Source organism: Shewanella woodyi ATCC 51908 (assembly GCF_000019525.1).
Classification (GTDB): domain Bacteria; phylum Pseudomonadota; class Gammaproteobacteria; order Enterobacterales; family Shewanellaceae; genus Shewanella; species Shewanella woodyi.
Genome location: NC_010506.1, coordinates 5798796 through 5815655 on the forward strand (window position 1 = coordinate 5798796; position 16860 = coordinate 5815655).

At 45.8% G+C, this 16860-nt stretch carries 15 protein-coding genes; 3 read left to right on the forward strand and 12 right to left on the reverse strand.

The genetic code is table 11. The features are described from left to right. Positions 1 to 3 precede the first annotated feature (3 nt). The 6 genes from SWOO_RS24705 to SWOO_RS24730 all read right to left on the reverse strand — a co-directional run bounded on the left by SWOO_RS24705 (position 4) and on the right by SWOO_RS24730 (position 6914). Positions 4 to 2853, reverse strand: a complete 2850-nt coding sequence (locus SWOO_RS24705; protein ID WP_012327379.1) for a formate dehydrogenase subunit alpha — start codon at positions 2851 to 2853, stop codon at positions 4 to 6. Positions 2854 to 2891: 38 nt separating this feature from the next. Beyond that, positions 2892 to 3089, reverse strand: a complete 198-nt coding sequence (locus tag SWOO_RS24710) for a twin-arginine translocation signal domain-containing protein (RefSeq protein ID WP_012327380.1) — start codon at positions 3087 to 3089, stop codon at positions 2892 to 2894. Positions 3090 to 3227: 138 nt separating this feature from the next. Then, positions 3228 to 3920, reverse strand: coding sequence for a TorD/DmsD family molecular chaperone (locus SWOO_RS24715; RefSeq protein WP_012327381.1), 693 nt, complete (start codon positions 3918 to 3920; stop codon positions 3228 to 3230). A gap of 10 nt (positions 3921 to 3930) precedes the next feature. Beyond that, on the reverse strand, positions 3931 to 5601 hold the full coding sequence (locus tag SWOO_RS24720; protein ID WP_041418412.1) for a 4Fe-4S binding protein: 1671 nt from the start codon (positions 5599 to 5601) through the stop codon (positions 3931 to 3933). Between the two features lie 249 nt (positions 5602 to 5850). After that, the gene (locus SWOO_RS24725; RefSeq protein WP_012327383.1) at positions 5851 to 6444 is read right to left on the reverse strand and encodes a DUF3306 domain-containing protein; all 594 of its coding nucleotides are present in this window, start codon (positions 6442 to 6444) and stop codon (positions 5851 to 5853) included. Next, on the reverse strand, positions 6444 to 6914 hold the full coding sequence (locus tag SWOO_RS24730; RefSeq protein ID WP_012327384.1) for a DUF3305 domain-containing protein: 471 nt from the start codon (positions 6912 to 6914) through the stop codon (positions 6444 to 6446). The genes SWOO_RS24725 and SWOO_RS24730 overlap by 1 nt, the downstream gene beginning before the upstream one ends. Before the next feature lie 289 nt (positions 6915 to 7203). On the opposite strand from SWOO_RS24730, the gene SWOO_RS24735 reads away from it, so the two are divergent. After that, entirely contained in the window at positions 7204 to 8100 is an 897-nt protein-coding gene (locus SWOO_RS24735) for a formate dehydrogenase accessory sulfurtransferase FdhD (protein WP_012327385.1), read from the forward strand. A 43-nt stretch (positions 8101 to 8143) separates the two neighbouring features. Continuing rightward, positions 8144 to 9049: a helix-turn-helix transcriptional regulator gene (locus SWOO_RS24740; protein WP_012327386.1), complete on the forward strand. Its 906-nt coding sequence runs from the start codon at positions 8144 to 8146 to the stop codon at positions 9047 to 9049. Between the two features lie 514 nt (positions 9050 to 9563). Here the strand turns inward: SWOO_RS24740 and SWOO_RS24745 are convergent. The 5 genes from SWOO_RS24745 to SWOO_RS24765 form a co-directional block, all read right to left on the reverse strand. Beyond that, positions 9564 to 9908, reverse strand: a complete 345-nt coding sequence (locus SWOO_RS24745) for a hypothetical protein (RefSeq protein ID WP_012327387.1) — start codon at positions 9906 to 9908, stop codon at positions 9564 to 9566. Between the two features lie 94 nt (positions 9909 to 10002). After that, positions 10003 to 10686 carry a pirin family protein gene (locus SWOO_RS24750; RefSeq protein ID WP_012327388.1) on the reverse strand — a complete coding sequence of 228 codons (684 nt, stop codon included), beginning with the start codon at positions 10684 to 10686 and terminating at the stop codon, positions 10003 to 10005. A gap of 199 nt (positions 10687 to 10885) precedes the next feature. Beyond that, positions 10886 to 11317 (reverse strand): GNAT family N-acetyltransferase, encoded by a 432-nt coding sequence (locus tag SWOO_RS24755; RefSeq protein ID WP_012327389.1) that lies wholly within the window; start codon positions 11315 to 11317, stop codon positions 10886 to 10888. A gap of 144 nt (positions 11318 to 11461) precedes the next feature. Further along, entirely contained in the window at positions 11462 to 12610 is a 1149-nt protein-coding gene (gene rlmF / locus SWOO_RS24760; RefSeq protein ID WP_012327390.1) for a 23S rRNA (adenine(1618)-N(6))-methyltransferase RlmF, read from the reverse strand. A gap of 129 nt (positions 12611 to 12739) precedes the next feature. Further along, positions 12740 to 13192: a flagellar basal body-associated protein FliL gene (locus tag SWOO_RS24765; protein ID WP_012327391.1), complete on the reverse strand. Its 453-nt coding sequence runs from the start codon at positions 13190 to 13192 to the stop codon at positions 12740 to 12742. Between the two features lie 126 nt (positions 13193 to 13318). Between SWOO_RS24765 and SWOO_RS24770 the strand changes: the two genes are divergently transcribed. Beyond that, positions 13319 to 13879, forward strand: a complete 561-nt coding sequence (locus tag SWOO_RS24770; protein ID WP_012327392.1) for a chorismate--pyruvate lyase family protein — start codon at positions 13319 to 13321, stop codon at positions 13877 to 13879. On the opposite strand, the gene SWOO_RS24775 is transcribed toward SWOO_RS24770, so the two are convergent. Beyond that, complete coding sequence (locus tag SWOO_RS24775) at positions 13876 to 16773, reverse strand: immune inhibitor A domain-containing protein (protein ID WP_012327393.1); 2898 nt, start codon at positions 16771 to 16773, stop codon at positions 13876 to 13878. The genes SWOO_RS24770 and SWOO_RS24775 overlap by 4 nt on opposite strands. Positions 16774 to 16860 lie beyond the last annotated feature (87 nt).

Here is a 16860-nt window from a genome sequence, read left to right on the forward strand (position 1 = left end):
CAGTTAGGCTTTAGTGATCTGACACAAAGATGCTTTTGTTTCCTGCATCTGAGTCACCACGTCATAGCCATAGGTCAGTACCGTGTTAGCTGACTCGCCAATCACATAAGGTACGGTTCCTTCAGGGTAGTTTTTCTCTAAGCTCTTACCTTCGAATACACCTGCGAAGTGGTAAGGCATAAAGCACTCTCCCGCGATAACGCGTGGCGTCACCATGGCCTGAACTTTAATTTTGGCGCCTTCTGGACTGTGAACCCAAACTTCATCACCGTCACGAAGTGCACGATCCGCTGCATCAGCAGGGTTGATCTCGATGAACATCTCCTGTTGCAACTCGGCAAGCCAAGGGTTAGAACGAGTCTCTTCACCACCACCCTCATACTCAACTAAACGACCAGAGGTCAGTGCAATTGGGAAGTCTTTGGCAAAATCCTGCTCCTGAATAGACTTATACAGGGTAGGAAGACGCGCAACCATACGGTCATCATAAGTCGGGTACTTAGCCACCAAGTCACGACGAGGCGTATAGAGTGGCTCACGGTGCAACGGAATATCGTCAGGGAAGTTCCAAACAATACAACGCGCTTTAGCGTTACCGTAAGGGATACAACCGTGCTTAATCGCCACGCGTTGAATACCACCAGAGATATCTGTCTTCCAGTTTTTACCTTCGGCAGCCACCTTTTCTTCAGCTGTCAGATCGTCCCACCAGCCAAGCTGCTTAAGCATATCGGCGGTAAACTCAGGATAACCGTCTTGGATCTCACTGCCTTTAGAGTAAGAACCTTCCGCAAGAATGTTATTGCCGTTATGTTCAACACCATAACGAGCACGGAAGTTACCACCACCGTTTTTCACTTCACGACCTGTGCGGTACAAGATCTGCGAACCAGGGTGCTTCATCTCTGGCGTGCCCCAACATGGCCAAGGCAGACCGTAGGTTTCGCCCTTAGCTGGGCCACCTGGTGCTTCAAGGGACTTAATGTCGAAGGTACCCCAGTTTTCCTGATGCATCTTCAAACGCTCAGGGCTCTGGCCTGTGTAACCAATGGTCCACATACCCTTGTTGAACTCACGAGTGATATCTTCAATCAGTGGCTCGTCACCATTGACCTTAATATGCTTAAATAACTCTTTATCTATGCCCCATTTCTTGGCGAGCTTGCACATAATCACGTGATCAGGCTTAGACTCGAATAGAGGTTCGATAACTTGTGAGCGCCACTGCAGTGAGCGGTTAGAAGCGGAAACAGAACCGTAGGTTTCAAACTGAGTAGAAGCAGGAAGCAGATACACACCATCGGTACGTTCATGCATCACACCCGCCATAGTCGGGAACGGATCAACGACCACAACTGTGTCCATCTTATTCAGTGCTTCACGCACTTCACGACCACGGGTTTCGGTGTTAACTGATTGTCCCCAGAAGAAAGACATACGGATATTATCTTTCTGGGCAATCTTAGACTTGTCTTCAAGCACACCATCATGCCAGCGAGAACAAGGGATACCGGTTGAGTTCATTGGAACCTGACCTAAGTGCTCCTCTTGATCGAAGCGGTTTTTAACCCACTCATAATCAAGATCCCACACATTACACCAGTGCTTCCAAGAGCCTGTTTTCAGGCCGTAGTAGCCAGGAAGTGTATCAAACAGCAAACCAAAGTCGGTGGCGCCCTGAACGTTATCGTGACCACGGAAGATGTTAGTTCCACCACCAGAGACACCCATGTTACCCAGTGCAAGCTGGAGAATACAGTAAGCACGAGTATTGGCATTACCGACATGGTGTTGAGTACCACCCATACACCAAACAACGGTACCAGGCTTAGTCTCTGCAAGCATCTTAGCCACGCGGCGCATCTGCTTCTCTGGTACGCTAGTCACTAGCTCAACTTCGGCAGGGTTCCACTTAGCAGCCTCTTCGCGAATACGCTCCATACCGTACACACGTTGGTCGATAAAGGTTTGATCTTCCCATTTATTTTCAAAAATATGCCAAAGCAGACCATAGATGTATGGGATATCGGTACCTGGACGAATATGCACATATTCATCCGACTTAGCCGCGGTACGGCTAAAGCGAGGGTCAACGACGATAATCTTAGCGCCGCGCTCTTTACCCGCCAGAATATGCTGCATGGCAACTGGATGCGCTTCACATGGGTTAGACCCGATGAACATCATCGCCTTAGCATTACGGATATCGTTAAAAGAGTTAGTTTGCGCACCATAGCCCCAAGTGTTTGCAACACCGGCTACAGTGGTAGAGTGACAAATACGCGCTGAGTGATCGACATTGTTAGTGCCCCACATCGCTGCGAACTTGCGGTACAGATAAGCTTGCTCGTTTGAAAATTTCGCGCTACCCATGAAGAACACAGAATCTGGGCCTGATTCCTTACGGATATCTAATGCTTTTTGACCTACCTCTTCAATGGCTTGATCCCAAGAGATCTTCTTCCATTTGCCACCCTCGAGTTTCATTGGGTATTTAAGACGCTTCTCACCGTGACCATGTTCACGAAGGGCCGCACCTTTTGCACAGTGACCACCAGCGTTAAATGGATGATCAAATGCAGGCTCCTGACCAGTCCAAACACCATTTTGCACTTCAGCATAAACACCACAACCCACTGAACAGTGAGAACAGATAGTACGCTTAGTTTCGGTCGGTGCATCATGTGGCACCTCTTTCGCCTGCGCTTTACGCATCATTCCAGCGCCAAGCATAGATGCCGCGGCAATACCACCAGTTGCAAGACCTGCAGACTGAAGGAACTGACGACGATTAAGACCTAAGGCTGGTTTTTTTACCACTTCCGCCTGGTCTGCTTTGCGAGTTAGTCGCATCACACACTCCTCATATTATTATCTTTAGTTAGTGCTACTTAGTCTTTTAACGACGCGTAATAGCTACGAACATGATCCGTTTCCTGATAGCCGTCACCTTTAGCCATAACTGGCTCTTCGCTTGGTGATGCCGCCATAGCCTGTCCACTGACAGTCGCGACTGCACCAGCCGCACTACCTACAGCTAAGGCTTTTAGCAGTTGACGACGACCCATATCGGAAGCTTGCTTCTTCATAGTGTCTCCTAGATATTTGCTTAAATGAGGCCAACCTGAGATTGGCCCTATGATGGTTGAAGGTTACCCTTCGGTTTTTGCAACACCTGTTCTAATCAAGATAAAACAGGTGCTAATACTCAACCCAGCGCGATGAACTTAAGATGCAAGTTCGCTGGTACTAGGTTCAATCTTTTCCACGGCGCTTTCCGCCGCTTTCTTCTCCGCCTCAGAGCCTGGGCAGTTAACAGGAATATCCAGTTGTAGCTGCTCAAATTCGCTCTGTTCAACCTCAAAGAATGATTTAGCCAGTTGCGCCACAGTGGCATAAAACGCGGCGCTCGGAGCCTTGGCTAATGAGTCACAGAAACGCGCTATCCAGCTGCCGATATGACGCTGATAGAAAGCCAGTTGACGGTAACCTGGTGCTTCCAAAATCAACACGCCCATCACTTCACAAAGAGCGGCAACGTGATCCTCTGGCTCTTTAACGTTCTCTTCACGCTCAAAACCCAGTTGCATCAAATCTTGACGCAAAAGAGCTAGGGGCTTATCCATTAAAGAGCCAGTCATAAACCAGCTACCATAAGGCATGATCTCACCACTACCCACACCGTAGAAGATGTTGAAATACTCATCCTCTAGCTGCTCGCCACTAAACTGATTAGCCGCTAACTTAAGGGCTAACCACGCCTTGGTCATCTCACTGTCATCTTCGGTATCGATCTCAAGATCCGATAAAAACTGCAACAGTTCAGGGCTAGGCTGGCTACGTAACAAGGCAGCCAGAAGCTGATAAATATCGGCTCTTAACTGATCGTTTTCTGATACTTCTCTTACTAATTCGGTCATAGCTAAACTCTTATCGAAGTTGCTTTTCAGGATCTTGAAGGATGTCTTCAAACATATCTTTTACCCGGCAGTCGCTGCACATCTTTAATCTTTCGATGTTTGCACTAAAGGCACTATGACCTCCGACTACTTCCAGCATCCGATGCACCATGGATTGGGTGGCGAAAGGGGTTCCACAACGAACACAGTCAAATGGCACCTCCTCTTTCAAGGTTTGACGTTTTTGGCGCTCCGCCTTATCAAAATTCATTTGTGAGGTGAGGCTAATCGCTTTTTCAGGACAAGCTGACTCACACAGGCCACACTGAACACAGTCCTGTTCAACAAAATGCAGCGCTGGCTTATCACCACCATCAGTTAATGCTTGAGTTGGACAGGTAGAAACGCAGGATAGACAGAGCGTACAAGCTTGTGTATTGACACTCACTTGACCATAAGGAAGATTGCTCTGGCTCAAGCAAGTATCGACAGAGCCCGCTTGTTCATTGAGGTGATCGATAGCTGCATACAGGGTATTTCGCTTCGTCGTCGCGGCGAATTCACCTGGCACAATCACAGGCCAATTAGCACTGATCTCCAGAATACGACTGAGATCGCCTATGCTGGTTTCATCGAGAACTGAAACGCGCTGAGGTTGACCCATCTCGTCGAGAATGTCATTTGCCAGCTTATGCTCGCCCTGCAACATCTGGGTCAAGGTCGGCGCTGTAGCCTCAGTATTTAACACTAAGATTTGACGAGCCCCCCAAGCTAGCGCAGACATCCAGTGATCCATGCTGGCCACAGTGATCTCTTCTAGTTCAACAGGGATAACACTGCCGGGCAGATCTTCACCCACCAACTTGGCCCCGTTAGCGGCATCGTGAAATAGAATAACAGGCGCTATTTGTGCCTGCTCGCGAAAACGTGTCACTAACTTATGAAGGTAGGAGTGCAATGCTTGTGGTGTAGGTAGATCGTAGCTAATCGCCCCTGTAGGACACGCGTTAGTGCAACTACCAGCACCGTGACAAAGATAAGGGTCTATCTCAATCATCTTGTCGATGCTTTGAATCGCATCGGCTGGACAGAAGTTTAAGCAGCGGTTACAACCATCGATACCGTTACGATTATGAGCACATACCTCACTGTTAACCTTAACGTAGCGAGGCTTGTCGAACTCACCAATAAGATCTGGCAGTTGTGCTATCGCCTCTTCGAGCTTAGCTTCATCCTGACCTACGTAGAAGTAGCCAGGTGGTAACATCTCAAGGTTAATACAGGGAGATTGGCTTAAGTCTAAAATGAGATCGAAGTGGGCCTTTCGGATAGCGGCAAGACTCAAGTCTGTTGTCTTAGCGTCTCCCTCATCACCAGAGTCGACCTTAACCTGAAACTGACCTAAGAAACCTTTGATCTCTATAAGCTTGTTATAAAAGCTCTCAACATCCTCAGCCGCAGCCATTACTTTTTCAAGGTGGTCTTCATCTTGACTGGTGATCGACTCGTTGGCCAGAATCGCCAGCTTGCCCATATTAGAGAGTTTACCCGCCGCTAAACGAGCCAGATCTTCTGGCCCGATAACTAACACGTTTCCCTCAGTGGTATAGCTCACGGTTGGCGGGATCAGATTTTGGAGGATCTGAGTCTTTGCCAACACCTGTTGTCGAACTTCTTTAAGTTCAACGGTATCATTATTCAAATGTTTGCTCACGTTGCATTCCCGAACAGTTTTTGGCTGTTTCAGTCAGCTAGGCAGCTAGTTCTAATCATTAGTGCGCAATACTTATCTACGCTAGCTTACCTACTTCCCAAATATTGGCTCATCACTTCCAATACTCTAATGCCGACCTTGCTGCTTCTCTTTTCTTATACAGTTCGTACTTTTATTGATAGAAAGATAGCAATTCACATACCAAAGTTATGGATATTAAACTTCTCTAAAGTGACGTTAAGAAACACTCGGCTTCACTTCGTCACATGGCTCTGGTTCATTTTGGGACACCTGAACATGATCGCCGTCCAAAATGTCCTCAGTGGTTTCACTTAGTAAATTTGTCTCTTCAGCAGTTTCCTGCGCCAACTCTGTTTCCGTCGCTTCAACCTCTTCATCATCACTCTTGGTAACGTGACGGAAGATCTTCTTGGCTATCTCGGCTGAATGTTCAGGAGTCAGTTTAGGCTGGTTGCTGTAATCGAGGGCATATTCAAGCAGACCATCGATCTCATTGTATTGAGGCTGTTTCCACAGCGCCCTAAGCGCAGCCGCCTTGGCAGTTGGATCAACATTGGCCCCCATAAAACTGGCAAAACTTCCGCCGATCTCAATCTTCTCAGGATCCGGTAACTCTTCGGCAGTAATAGGTTGAGATTGGGCTTCAAGCTCAGTCTCAAGCTGCTGCTCATCAACCGACTCAGTATCAAGAGATTTCTCAATAGGCTCTGCCTGCTGAGAGACTGCCTCACTCTCCTCAGCTAACTTCTCATCCTCAACCTTCTGACGGCGAAGGTTCCAGCGTGATAAAAATCCACCCGATCCGCTCATTAGGAGTTCTGCCCAAATTGATTGTTATTACTCGGCCCTTCATTTTTACGGCGATTCACATGCTTACGACGATGAGCACATATCTCTACCTCTCCATGACGGGTAATGAACGCCTCAATCCAGCAAGCTACCGCTTCTGGCATCGACAAATTCAAAACAGGGGTATCACCCTCTAGACAACCTGCTGCGACATTTTGATCGGCTGATATCATGGCGGGTATCCAAGTGCCATCTTCAAGCTCATCGCAAACGACATACAGCATGGCGTTATCCATATCCAGATTGATACGGTAGCTTCCACGCTCATCTTTATGCAGCTCAAGCATAATGAGCTTAGATCCCTCAGGAGCTTCGCAAGTTGCTGGAAGTACTTGATCAAGTTCCCAGCTGATAGAGGTCCAGCGTCCGACTTGTTTCTCAATTCGTTTAAGAGAAACGTGCATAGGCCATTGGCTTTCGGTATGTTGCATTCAATCTCACCTTAGATATAGCGGGCGATTCATCAGAGATAGAGCCTGCTAATAACGAGTATTTACGCGCTTTTCACCACAATTTAACTATATCAAGCAATTTATATGCCACCGTAAAAGCTAAACTTTTTTGAGCTAGATCATCAAATCCCTTATAGAAGTAGGACAATTTGTCCACACTAGTGTTTTATCTAGGACAGAAAAGGGCTTTTTTAGCCTAATAAAGAATAGAAAATGAGGGAGATCACGCATTCAATCTAGGGATCTAAACCTAGGAACAAAAATTGCTATGCTGCTAGAGTCCATAACTAATTGTGAGTTACCAGCCTTGAGCCAGCATAAACCTAGCTTAATAAAAACCGATGCAGAGGTGCCATTAACTATCTCAGTGAACGCCATCGATGAAAATGGTGAACAAGTAGAGAAACATATCGCCTGCGAGCGCCCTCTCACCGTTTACCTAAACTGGCGCCCCATTGTGACCCTGATGACCTTAGGCGCAAGAGCCGAAGCATTAGCATTAGGCTATTTAAAAAACCAAGGATTTATCTCAGATCTTGAGCAACTTGAATCGGTTATTATCGACTGGGATGTCAGCTCTGCCGCGGTATTAACTAAGGAGTCGACTCAAGACCTTGAGGAGAAACTCTCAGAGAAAACCGTGACTACAGGTTGTGGCCAAGGAACTGTTTATGGTGGATTTATGGATGGGCTCGATGAGATAACCCTTCCCCAACCTCAATTAAAACAGAGCATGATCTACAGCTTGCTCAAAAACATCAGTGCCTACAATGAAACCTACAAAAATGCTGGCGCAGTTCATGGTTGCGGCCTATGCCAGGACGATAAAATTGTTGGTTTTGTCGAAGATGTCGGTCGTCATAATGCGGTAGATACCCTCGCTGGCGAGATGTGGCTGAGACAAGATGTCGGCCATAATAAGATGTTCTATACAACGGGCCGCTTAACCTCAGAGATGGTCATTAAAATTGCCAAGATGGGGATCCCGGTAGTGCTATCAAGAAGCGGCGCAACCCAGATGGGGCTTGAGCTTGCTCAAAAACTTGGGATCACTATGATAGCCCGTGCTAAAGGTAAACATTTCCTTATCTATAACGGCGCAGAAAACATCGAATTTGATGCTATTCCACCTAAGCGTCCTAAAAAACCATTAGAAAATATTTAATGCACAATCAACTCAATACAAGTGATTTTTGCGGGAAAAACAGATGACAGAGCCAAGTGAGCTCATCTACATGAGTGCTAAACAGGTCGCCGAATACTTAGATCTTAATGAAAAAAAGGTCTACTCAATGGCGAACGATAGAGTATTACCTGCAACCAAAATAACAGGAAAATGGTTATTTCCTAAGATCTTGATCGACCGCTGGATCATGGACTCCTGCCACAGTGGTATGCTCTCAGACCGCATGCACATCACAGGCAGCGATGACCCTCTGCTTTCCATGTTAGTGTCTCGCCTAATGACACAGATAGGCAAGAGCGATCTGGTCAGTTATAGCTCCACAGGCTCACGCATGGGATTAGATCTGCTCTCCCGAGGCTATGCCGATGTCTGTACTCTACACTGGGGCAGTGTCGATGAGCGTAATGTCCGCCATCCGGCGTTACTGAAAAGCTACCCTAACCATCAACAGTGGGTCATGGTACACGGCTACACCCGTAAACAGGGATTGATGGTGCGTAACAACATGCTACAGCAGTGTCAGGAGGAGGATAAAATCGTCTCCCTACCATGGCGCTGGGTCGCTAGACAAACCGGTGCAGGTAGCCAACAACACTTAGAACATTGGTTGATGAAACAGGGAGCAGCCCTGTCGCACCTCAATGCCAACGTTACCGCTTACAGTGAACGTGAACTCGCCGCATACGTAGCACGGGGCGATGCGGATATCGGTTTTGGTTGTCAGTCGGTTGCTATGGAGAGTGGCTTAGGCTTTATCCCACTCGTCACCGAGTCATTTGACTTCGTGATGCCACAGGGGATCTATTTCCGCCGCCAGTTACAGCACCTATTTGATATGCTCGGAAGTACTCAAACTCGTCAATTAGCAGCCACTTTAGGTGGGTACGATCTAACAGATTGTGGGCAGTTGTTGTGGAACCCTTCATAAACGGGATTGTCGGTTAACAATCTGCCTCAAATAACCTTTATTGTTGAGCCTAGGGTTATTGGTTTTGGGCAAGTTTGAATTGGGTCGATTGAACATCGGCCCTTTTTGTTGTTTTCTTTTTAGCGTGAATCGGCATGGTTACTTAGCGAGATTTGAAACCTTATGAAGTAAGGCCACAACTTCTATCTTTCTTGGTATTTGATAGATTACTGCTACTCAAACCTTCACTTATATCTATAGCCTGCGGCCCGCTGAATGTGCAGCTACTTCTACGAGACGCTGTGAATATGTCCCTATACGCTCTACGGTTTCATCCCTGAAACCGAAGCTCGCAGCAGTATCTACACCTAGTTATCACTCTCTTCGACTTAGTTTTATTAGTAGATCATCCAACCAATACTATCGGTATCCATTAGAGGGCAAATAATTTGCTGCAGCAACTGTGCTTATAGCGAGAGAGATATCTAACTAGCCTTGAAAATTGGCTTACATGCTCCCCCCCACGGGCGAGCGATTAGGCAAACAAGATTATGCCAGCTTTAATACTGGTGATTAGTATCAAATAGATAAACAGGTTGATGGATTTTCGACGGCGTAGGTAGAGGAGCTCCTTGATGACAACTCCTTGGCTGTTTTCTAGCTTAGATTGCCACAAGATAAGCCAGCGTATTTTCAGGGTGAATAACTGATTATTTATGGATAACTCTTTATTGCGTATAGGTATAAACATAAGCAGAGAGGAGTGTAGGACCTCCTCTGCAGCTTTAATGGTGAAACGAGTGGTAAAGCGATCGTAAGAGACGGTGAGCTCTGAATCTGCAACCTTGTGACTCTGTTTCTGTACTCGTTCAAACACCATAATAATAATCTAACTCTATCACTTTCCTATTCTCGGAAACGAAAATAGCATACACCTAAATTCGTTTCCAAGCAGATGAAAATAGATAATAAAACTAACTATCTAATAGACTTACCACTATTACCTGTGATTCCTCAACAGCCGTTAACTTAGTATCAAGTTGAGCCTGAGTGCTTCGCACTAATGTCCCTGCTGAGACAGTCTCATTGGCTAGAGTGACACTGCCATCACTGACATAGATAAGTGCAGGTGTTGGCAATGCAATCTCGTCTCCTGAGTTTAAGTTAGCAACACTCACTTGAGTTCGGCTATTGAAGGTTTGTGCTGCACCGCCGTAAATTGGGGTGAGCTCGCCATCAACAGGGGAGTACAGGCGATAATCCGCTCTTTCACCTAATGTTTCCGGCATAACCCAAAGTTGGATCATCTGATTCTCAACGTCATCAGGGTTAATCTCGTTATGGGAGAAACCTTCACCACCAGCCCTTTGTACTTGTACCTGCTTAGCCACTATAGATTGACCATGCTCAAGGGAGCCTTCATGGGCTATCTGTCCCTTAACCATCACAGAGATCACATCAACCTCTCTATGACCATGCATCATGGTCTCGCCTTTGGGCATAAACCTTGCGTCCGCCAGATAAACAAAGTGACCGACACCATCCCAAGTCTTTGGCTCCTTACCTCGTCCAAATACTCGGCTGTCCATCACGAATCTATGCTCTTTTAGGCCTGCAAATCCGCCCTCTCTAAGATCAACCTTTGATAGTTTTTCCATGATTCTGTCCTCACTTTTCAATACAAAAGCTATCCAATAAAGCTTTGCGATGAACCAAGATTAACTTGTCACCAAATAAGGATAAACAGGAGAAAATGAAAGATACTGTTGACAAAAACAGAACAATAAGAGGGAGACTTCAACAAGCTAGTCAATGTTATTGGTGGGATGAAATTAAATTTAAAAAAGAATTAAGGCGTTATTCACTAACACTATAAACCTCTGGCTGCCAAACTTGCATTAAGGTTTCGGGATTCGGTACAGTCTCGAAACCAAACTTAGCATATAAGCCATGGGCATCTCGTGTGGCCAATACCATACGCCGCAGTCCTTGAAGATCTGGATGAGACACTATGTTTGTCATCAATGCTTTGCTCAAACCTAATCCGCGATACTCATCGAGAATAAATACGTCCGCGAGATAAGCATAGGTGGCCCTGTCAGTGATCAAACGGCCAAAACCTATCTGTGCGTTATCGTCAGTAAACACACCAAAACAGAGTGAATTCATCAGTGCTTTTTTCAATACAGACTTAGGAATACCTTTAGCCCAATAACTTTCAGAGACAAAACCATGGATCACATCGATATCCATCTCACTTAACTCGGTACTTATCCTATACCTCTGCATCCAACACTACTCCAAAGCCATAAATGAATATATGAAACTAACAGCATAAGCTATTTTTTCAACCCCATATTTGAGGCATATTCAATATGAAAATGATTAGAGGATAAAAGCAGTAACAGCACTAAGCGCATGTTTAAGTGTTAGTTAACTACGATACTTTGCCCATAACCCCCTTTGTGATGGTGTTAAAAAGCTCCAAGCCAGCACACGGGTCAGCTTATTTCCCTGAGCCATATCTATGGTCTTGACGGTGATAGCTCCCACCCTTTTAAGTTCGGTATAACAAGCCTCTAAATTCTCCTTCTTAGAGACTAAGCTTGTAAACCATAAACATTGAGTCGCAAACACTTTGCTTTCACAGATCATATTATGAAGAAACTGCTTCTCACCGCCTTCGCACCAAAGCTCCGCCTTTTGGCCACCGAAATTAAGCTGAGACTTATCTTTTGGAGCTTTAGGTTCAAGCTTGTGTCCCTTGGACGCTCTATTCTCAGCTAGGTTTTTCAGTTTACGTTGGCTACCCTCACTCGCCTCCTTAAGTGAAGCGTGAAAAGGTGGGTTGCACAGGGTGATATCGAACCTATCATCAGGCTTGATGATGCCGCTAAATACCTTCTGATGATCGTTCTGCAGACGGACTTCCAATTTACCCAGCAAGCAGTTGTTCCCCTCTACAATAGCTTTAACGTTAGCCAGTGAGATAGGGTCGACATCACTTGCAACAAAGCGCCAGCCATAGGTCTGGATCCCCAGAAGTGGATAGATAGCGTTAGCCCCAGTGCCTATATCTAGCGCCTTAATCTTCATCTTTTTAGGCTTGATAGTGTGGGAGTTCACAGGTGGGACATTTTGTCCTTCCATCTCAGTTTCACTTTTATTTTCAAACTCCTCCACGCCTGCTAAGAGATCATAAATATAGTGAAGATAGTCGACTCTTCCTGGAATTGGCGGACAGAGAAAGCCCTCAGGGATATCCCAATTATCTATCTGATAATCTAGTTTCAGTATTGCTGCATTCAGCGCTTTTACGGCTTGGGGATCGGCAAAATCAATAGAGAGATTACCGTAAGGATTTGGCTGAACATAGGGGGTTAATACAGGGCTTACCTTAGTTAACTTATCAAAATCATAACCATCACGGTGCAAGTTACGCGGATGCAGGCCAGGCTTTTGATTATTGATGGCTCGAGCAACCTGTGCATCTCCTTTACTACTGCCAGAGCGAGATCTCTTTGAGTTTCTGCCCGATTTAGTCACTGGCTTTCGGCTTGCTTTAGAGCTTGGCTTCGTCATAAAAAATTTACCAATTAAATGAATCAGCGAAAATTTAAAGCGCTGAAGACAAGGCGGATTATACCGTTAACTGGGGAGCTAACGGCAATCATAGAGGGGAAATTAACGATTATTTAAATTTTTGAGCGACTAATCGTAGAGGTATTTAGTAAATAGCATATTCACAACAAGAGGCTTACCGGTTTCCTGCTCAATAAGACGATTAACTGCCTCATAGCATTCACGACGGATCTCTTCACGTCCAGTAAGAGATTTAACCTTGTCAGCAGTCTGGCTTCCCAAGATCTCAATAATCGCCGCACGCAATAGAGGATCATGATGTTCAATCGCCACCAGATCTTCCGGCGCTCTCACCATAAGCTCAACGCTTATCCGGACAAAGCCTAACTTTCTTCCAGTTGAAAGGTAATTGGTCACAATCTCAGGCTCAAATCCATAATAAGCGTACTCAGCCTGTGTTTGTTCCTCCTGAGGTTCCTCCTCCTCGGCATTGACACCTAAGCTAAAGATGCTGACAGAAAGAATAAGCAGCAAAGAGGTCACTCTTTTTATCAACAGAGTAGAAATGTCACATTTTTTCATAGCCAAATTTTCCATTTCAAGCGATTGTATGCAGGGCATTGTATTCGATTTTTCAAAAAACTGTGCTCGCGGATTTTACATGCTAGACTGCAGCAGTTTTCAAGTCAGTATTGTACCGAGAATCAGATGAGCGTAATTAGGTTAAGCTTTCCATATGGTGAATCAATTCAGTGGTTTTCACCAGAAAAAATCGACCAACTCCCAAAATCACCTCTAAAAGACTGGTTGCTCTCTAAAGGAAGTTTAACCCAAAAACTACGATCACACTGTGCTGAATTTGAAGTAAAAGTACTCGGAGAGGGCACATTAACCCCTTTTAGCGGTGAATTTCCCTCTCAGAGCCAAGCTTGGGTACGGGAAGTACTACTCTGTCTTGATGGGATCCCTTGGGTATTTGCCCGCACCTTAATTCCAGGAAGTTTACTGCAGCAAAAAGAGTCCGACTTCCTCACTTTAGGCACAAGACCTTTGGGAGAGCTGCTATTTTCCAGTGATGAGTTCTCACCCGGAAGAATAGAGGTGGCCCACTTTACCCCTTGCCATAAGTTGGCCAACTTAATGCGCTCACTCAAACAAGATGCCAATCACGAGCTTTGGGGGCGAAGACGCTACTTCTCCTACCACGAAGAGGAGTTGATCGTCAGTGAGACCTTTCTTCCCGCGGCTCAGCAATTAATTAAAAGCTAGCTACTCGCTCTTCTAATACCTAACCATCCCAACAAACATAGTGTTAACCAACCAAGGCTACCGCCACCAGAACCAGCGTCATCAGAACTCGCCGCGTTTGTTGCTGGCACAACTGGAGCGGTCACAGTGACAGAGCTAGTACTGCTACTCTGCACATTCAGGCTATCGGTAACGGTCAAGGTAACACTGTAGGTGCCAGCAGAACCATAGGTATGTGTTGGTGACTGAGCACTGCTGGTTTGTCCGTCACCAAACTGCCAAGCATAGCTTAAGGCACCTTCTCCTCCCGTCGTCCCATCGGTAAAGGTCACTGCCAAATTGTTGTTTGAAGAGGTAAATCCAGCAACAGGGACAACGGGCAGTGTAACCGCAATAGTCTGATTGCTCTCTACAGTCGAGCCTAGGCCGTCAGTCACCTTAAGTGTCACCAAATAACTGCCAGATGCACCATAGGTGTAGCTAGGTTCTACCTCTGCACTGATGGCTCCTGTAACACCGAAGCTCCATAGGTAGGAGTAATTACCATCACCACCTGTCACTGTTGGGGTAAAGAGCACTGTTCCTTTAACTTCCTCAGTAGTACTGAATTCAGAGCTAAGATTAGATGTTGGAGGCGGCGTAGTTGATCCCGCAAAATTAAACTCGAGCTTAGCAAGAGATGAGTCGACATTTTGCTCTACCACCTCCATGGTTAAACCAAGTTTCGGCAAAATAATGCCCGATTGAGGTTGAAGTGGCGCACTGTAGTCTAGGCTATCATCGAAGGTGGAGATGGCAGATAGGTTCTCATCACCAGAAAAGCTCGACTGATTAAACAGGCTAAAAGTAGCATCACGAATTTGCGTATCAGACCCTCCATTACCACCGAGAATCATCTGCTGATCCGCATCGACAACCCCAATCAAACCGACTCCAGGGTGTGAGTTAGAGTTATTATCTGCATAGCTAAAATTCTCTAACCATAGCAGCACACCAGGCTCATAGGAGTGACTATCAAGCCCTGCATCGACACCATTATGGCTACGCAACTGTACGATATAACGACGCGCAGCCCCTGGGCGTTGATTATCTATTCTAGAGAAACCAACAAGATCCATTCGGCCTGCAGTTTCAGCATCATCTGAATAAACAGAGCTCGCTCCTTGAGTCAGCTCAAGGTTATCGATAACTATCCCATACTCGCTTAAGCCCACGTCAGTTTTATAGATTAAACTTATCCTAACTGAGCTCCCCGCATAACTACTGAGGTCATACACCAGATCAACCCAGTTATTGCTGCCTTCGGCTCCCGCAATATCTGCTGAGCTTGCGGTAATGATGTTTCTTGCATCGTTAATTAAGTTACTGGCTTTAGTATGGTTACCTTCAATTGGCACACCATTGACCATTAGCTGAGCATAATCGTAATCTTGCTCAATATTCCAATGGGCCTTCATGGTTAAACTCAGTGGCGTTAAGCTCGGCAAGCTAACATCAAATGAGAGCGCATTATTAATCAGATTGCCCTGATTGGAGTAGTATTGGTACTCTCCAGCATAAGGGGCTTTAAAAGGGATAGGTGTTGCAGGCAAAGGAATAGAGAGTTGATTAACAAAGCCGTGATTTACCGCTTCATTGAGTACGACCTCAACCCCTGAATCATCAATCGTATTAAGCTGAATCTCCTGCTCATTAACCCAACGCCCTTTATATCTCTCCTGAAGATAAGATCTTGCATAGGGACTAAAACCTGTCGGTTGAGTTCCAGCAATGCTACCAGTCCAACTACCACCAGACATCACAGACCATGAACCTACGGGAGAGCCGTCCCCTTCATAACTAGTGTCATACTCGTCTGGCAAACCTAGATCGTGACCAAACTCATGAACAACCACACCCGCCGCTGCATCAATAGGCTGAACAGTATAGCCAAACACCTTCATTCCTGTGCCAGGTATGGTATATCCAGGGTTACTGCCTGTGTAAACAAAGAATCGATGGGACCAGATAGCGTCTTTACCACCATTAGACATCACGCCACCACCCGCCTCCTCACCGATACTGGAGTGAAACAACATCACATGGTCGATATTACCATCAGGTTCATCGAAGTTACCGTCACCATCGAGATCCATTGGATCTTCGACATCATAGCTAGCAAGTTCAGCACTGGACATGCCTGCAACAGCTTGGGTGACAGCCTCTTTAACTAGCTCTGGTACCGCTTTATCATCACCGTTATCATCATTCCCACCGTAATAGGCTGCATTGTTTTCAGCAGTAAACCAACCCTTTGTCTCACCAGTAAAGAAGAAGCTCTCACCAGACACTGCCTGATAATATTGATACCCGGTTTGCAAATTCTGTCCCTGAGGGCCAGTAAAACCTGTAGTAGAAAACATCAAATCATCATAATGGGAGTTAGGATAACTAGGGTAATACATATCAGTATCGCTGGCAGAGAGGCGATTATTATCATAGGGGAGATCTGGAAAATCGATTAAAACTCCCAACACTTTGACGGTTTTAGTCACGTCACTATCAGCCTGAGCCTCTGCTTCTAACTGCTGAGCACTAAACCCTTTACGACTTTTCTGCACCTTATGCTTTTTAAGCGCTTTTAACCGTTTCTGCTCAAATTTGGCATTCAGTAAATCGCCTTTATTCCTGCCCCCAAATTTGCGATATGAGTATGCGTCTACGGCGGCGGCTTTTTCATCAATAGATGCATCTTCGGAGATCTCTCCACGCTTAATTAGCCAGTATAAGATCTGCTCCTTATTCACCACTCCAGCATCAGCCAAAGTCGCGTTAGCAAGATCCAGAGGTTTAGCCATCAAGGTCGAGCCCATTAAAGAGAGCGTAATAGAGAAACATATTTTGGAGAGTATGCCTCCGTTGCTTTTCGATATCATAACCTTGACTTCCTTTCTATTTATTAAGGGTTTTATCACTCTTGATAAGAGCTGAGCACCCACTTAACAGAGCCACCACTTTAATGC

Excerpts from the sequence above, each read along its gene's own strand:
- SWOO_RS24735 (WP_012327385.1), top strand. The coding sequence starts at position 7,204 with ATGCTGCTAGAGTCCATAACTAATTGTGAGTTACCAGCCTTGAGCCAG.
- SWOO_RS24740 (WP_012327386.1), top strand. The coding sequence starts at position 8,144 with ATGACAGAGCCAAGTGAGCTCATCTACATGAGTGCTAAACAGGTCGCC.
- SWOO_RS24705 (WP_012327379.1), bottom strand. The coding sequence starts at position 2,853 with ATGCGACTAACTCGCAAAGCAGACCAGGCGGAAGTGGTAAAAAAACCA.
- SWOO_RS24730 (WP_012327384.1), bottom strand. The coding sequence starts at position 6,914 with ATGCAACATACCGAAAGCCAATGGCCTATGCACGTTTCTCTTAAACGA.
- SWOO_RS24770 (WP_012327392.1), top strand. The coding sequence starts at position 13,319 with ATGAGCGTAATTAGGTTAAGCTTTCCATATGGTGAATCAATTCAGTGG.
- SWOO_RS24725 (WP_012327383.1), bottom strand. The coding sequence starts at position 6,444 with ATGAGCGGATCGGGTGGATTTTTATCACGCTGGAACCTTCGCCGTCAG.
- rlmF (WP_012327390.1), bottom strand. The coding sequence starts at position 12,610 with ATGACGAAGCCAAGCTCTAAAGCAAGCCGAAAGCCAGTGACTAAATCG.
- SWOO_RS24765 (WP_012327391.1), bottom strand. The coding sequence starts at position 13,192 with ATGAAAAAATGTGACATTTCTACTCTGTTGATAAAAAGAGTGACCTCT.
- SWOO_RS24775 (WP_012327393.1), bottom strand. The coding sequence starts at position 16,773 with ATGATATCGAAAAGCAACGGAGGCATACTCTCCAAAATATGTTTCTCT.
- SWOO_RS24750 (WP_012327388.1), bottom strand. The coding sequence starts at position 10,686 with ATGGAAAAACTATCAAAGGTTGATCTTAGAGAGGGCGGATTTGCAGGC.
- SWOO_RS24710 (WP_012327380.1), bottom strand. The coding sequence starts at position 3,089 with ATGAAGAAGCAAGCTTCCGATATGGGTCGTCGTCAACTGCTAAAAGCC.
- SWOO_RS24715 (WP_012327381.1), bottom strand. The coding sequence starts at position 3,920 with ATGACCGAATTAGTAAGAGAAGTATCAGAAAACGATCAGTTAAGAGCC.
- SWOO_RS24755 (WP_012327389.1), bottom strand. The coding sequence starts at position 11,317 with ATGCAGAGGTATAGGATAAGTACCGAGTTAAGTGAGATGGATATCGAT.
- SWOO_RS24745 (WP_012327387.1), bottom strand. The coding sequence starts at position 9,908 with ATGGTGTTTGAACGAGTACAGAAACAGAGTCACAAGGTTGCAGATTCA.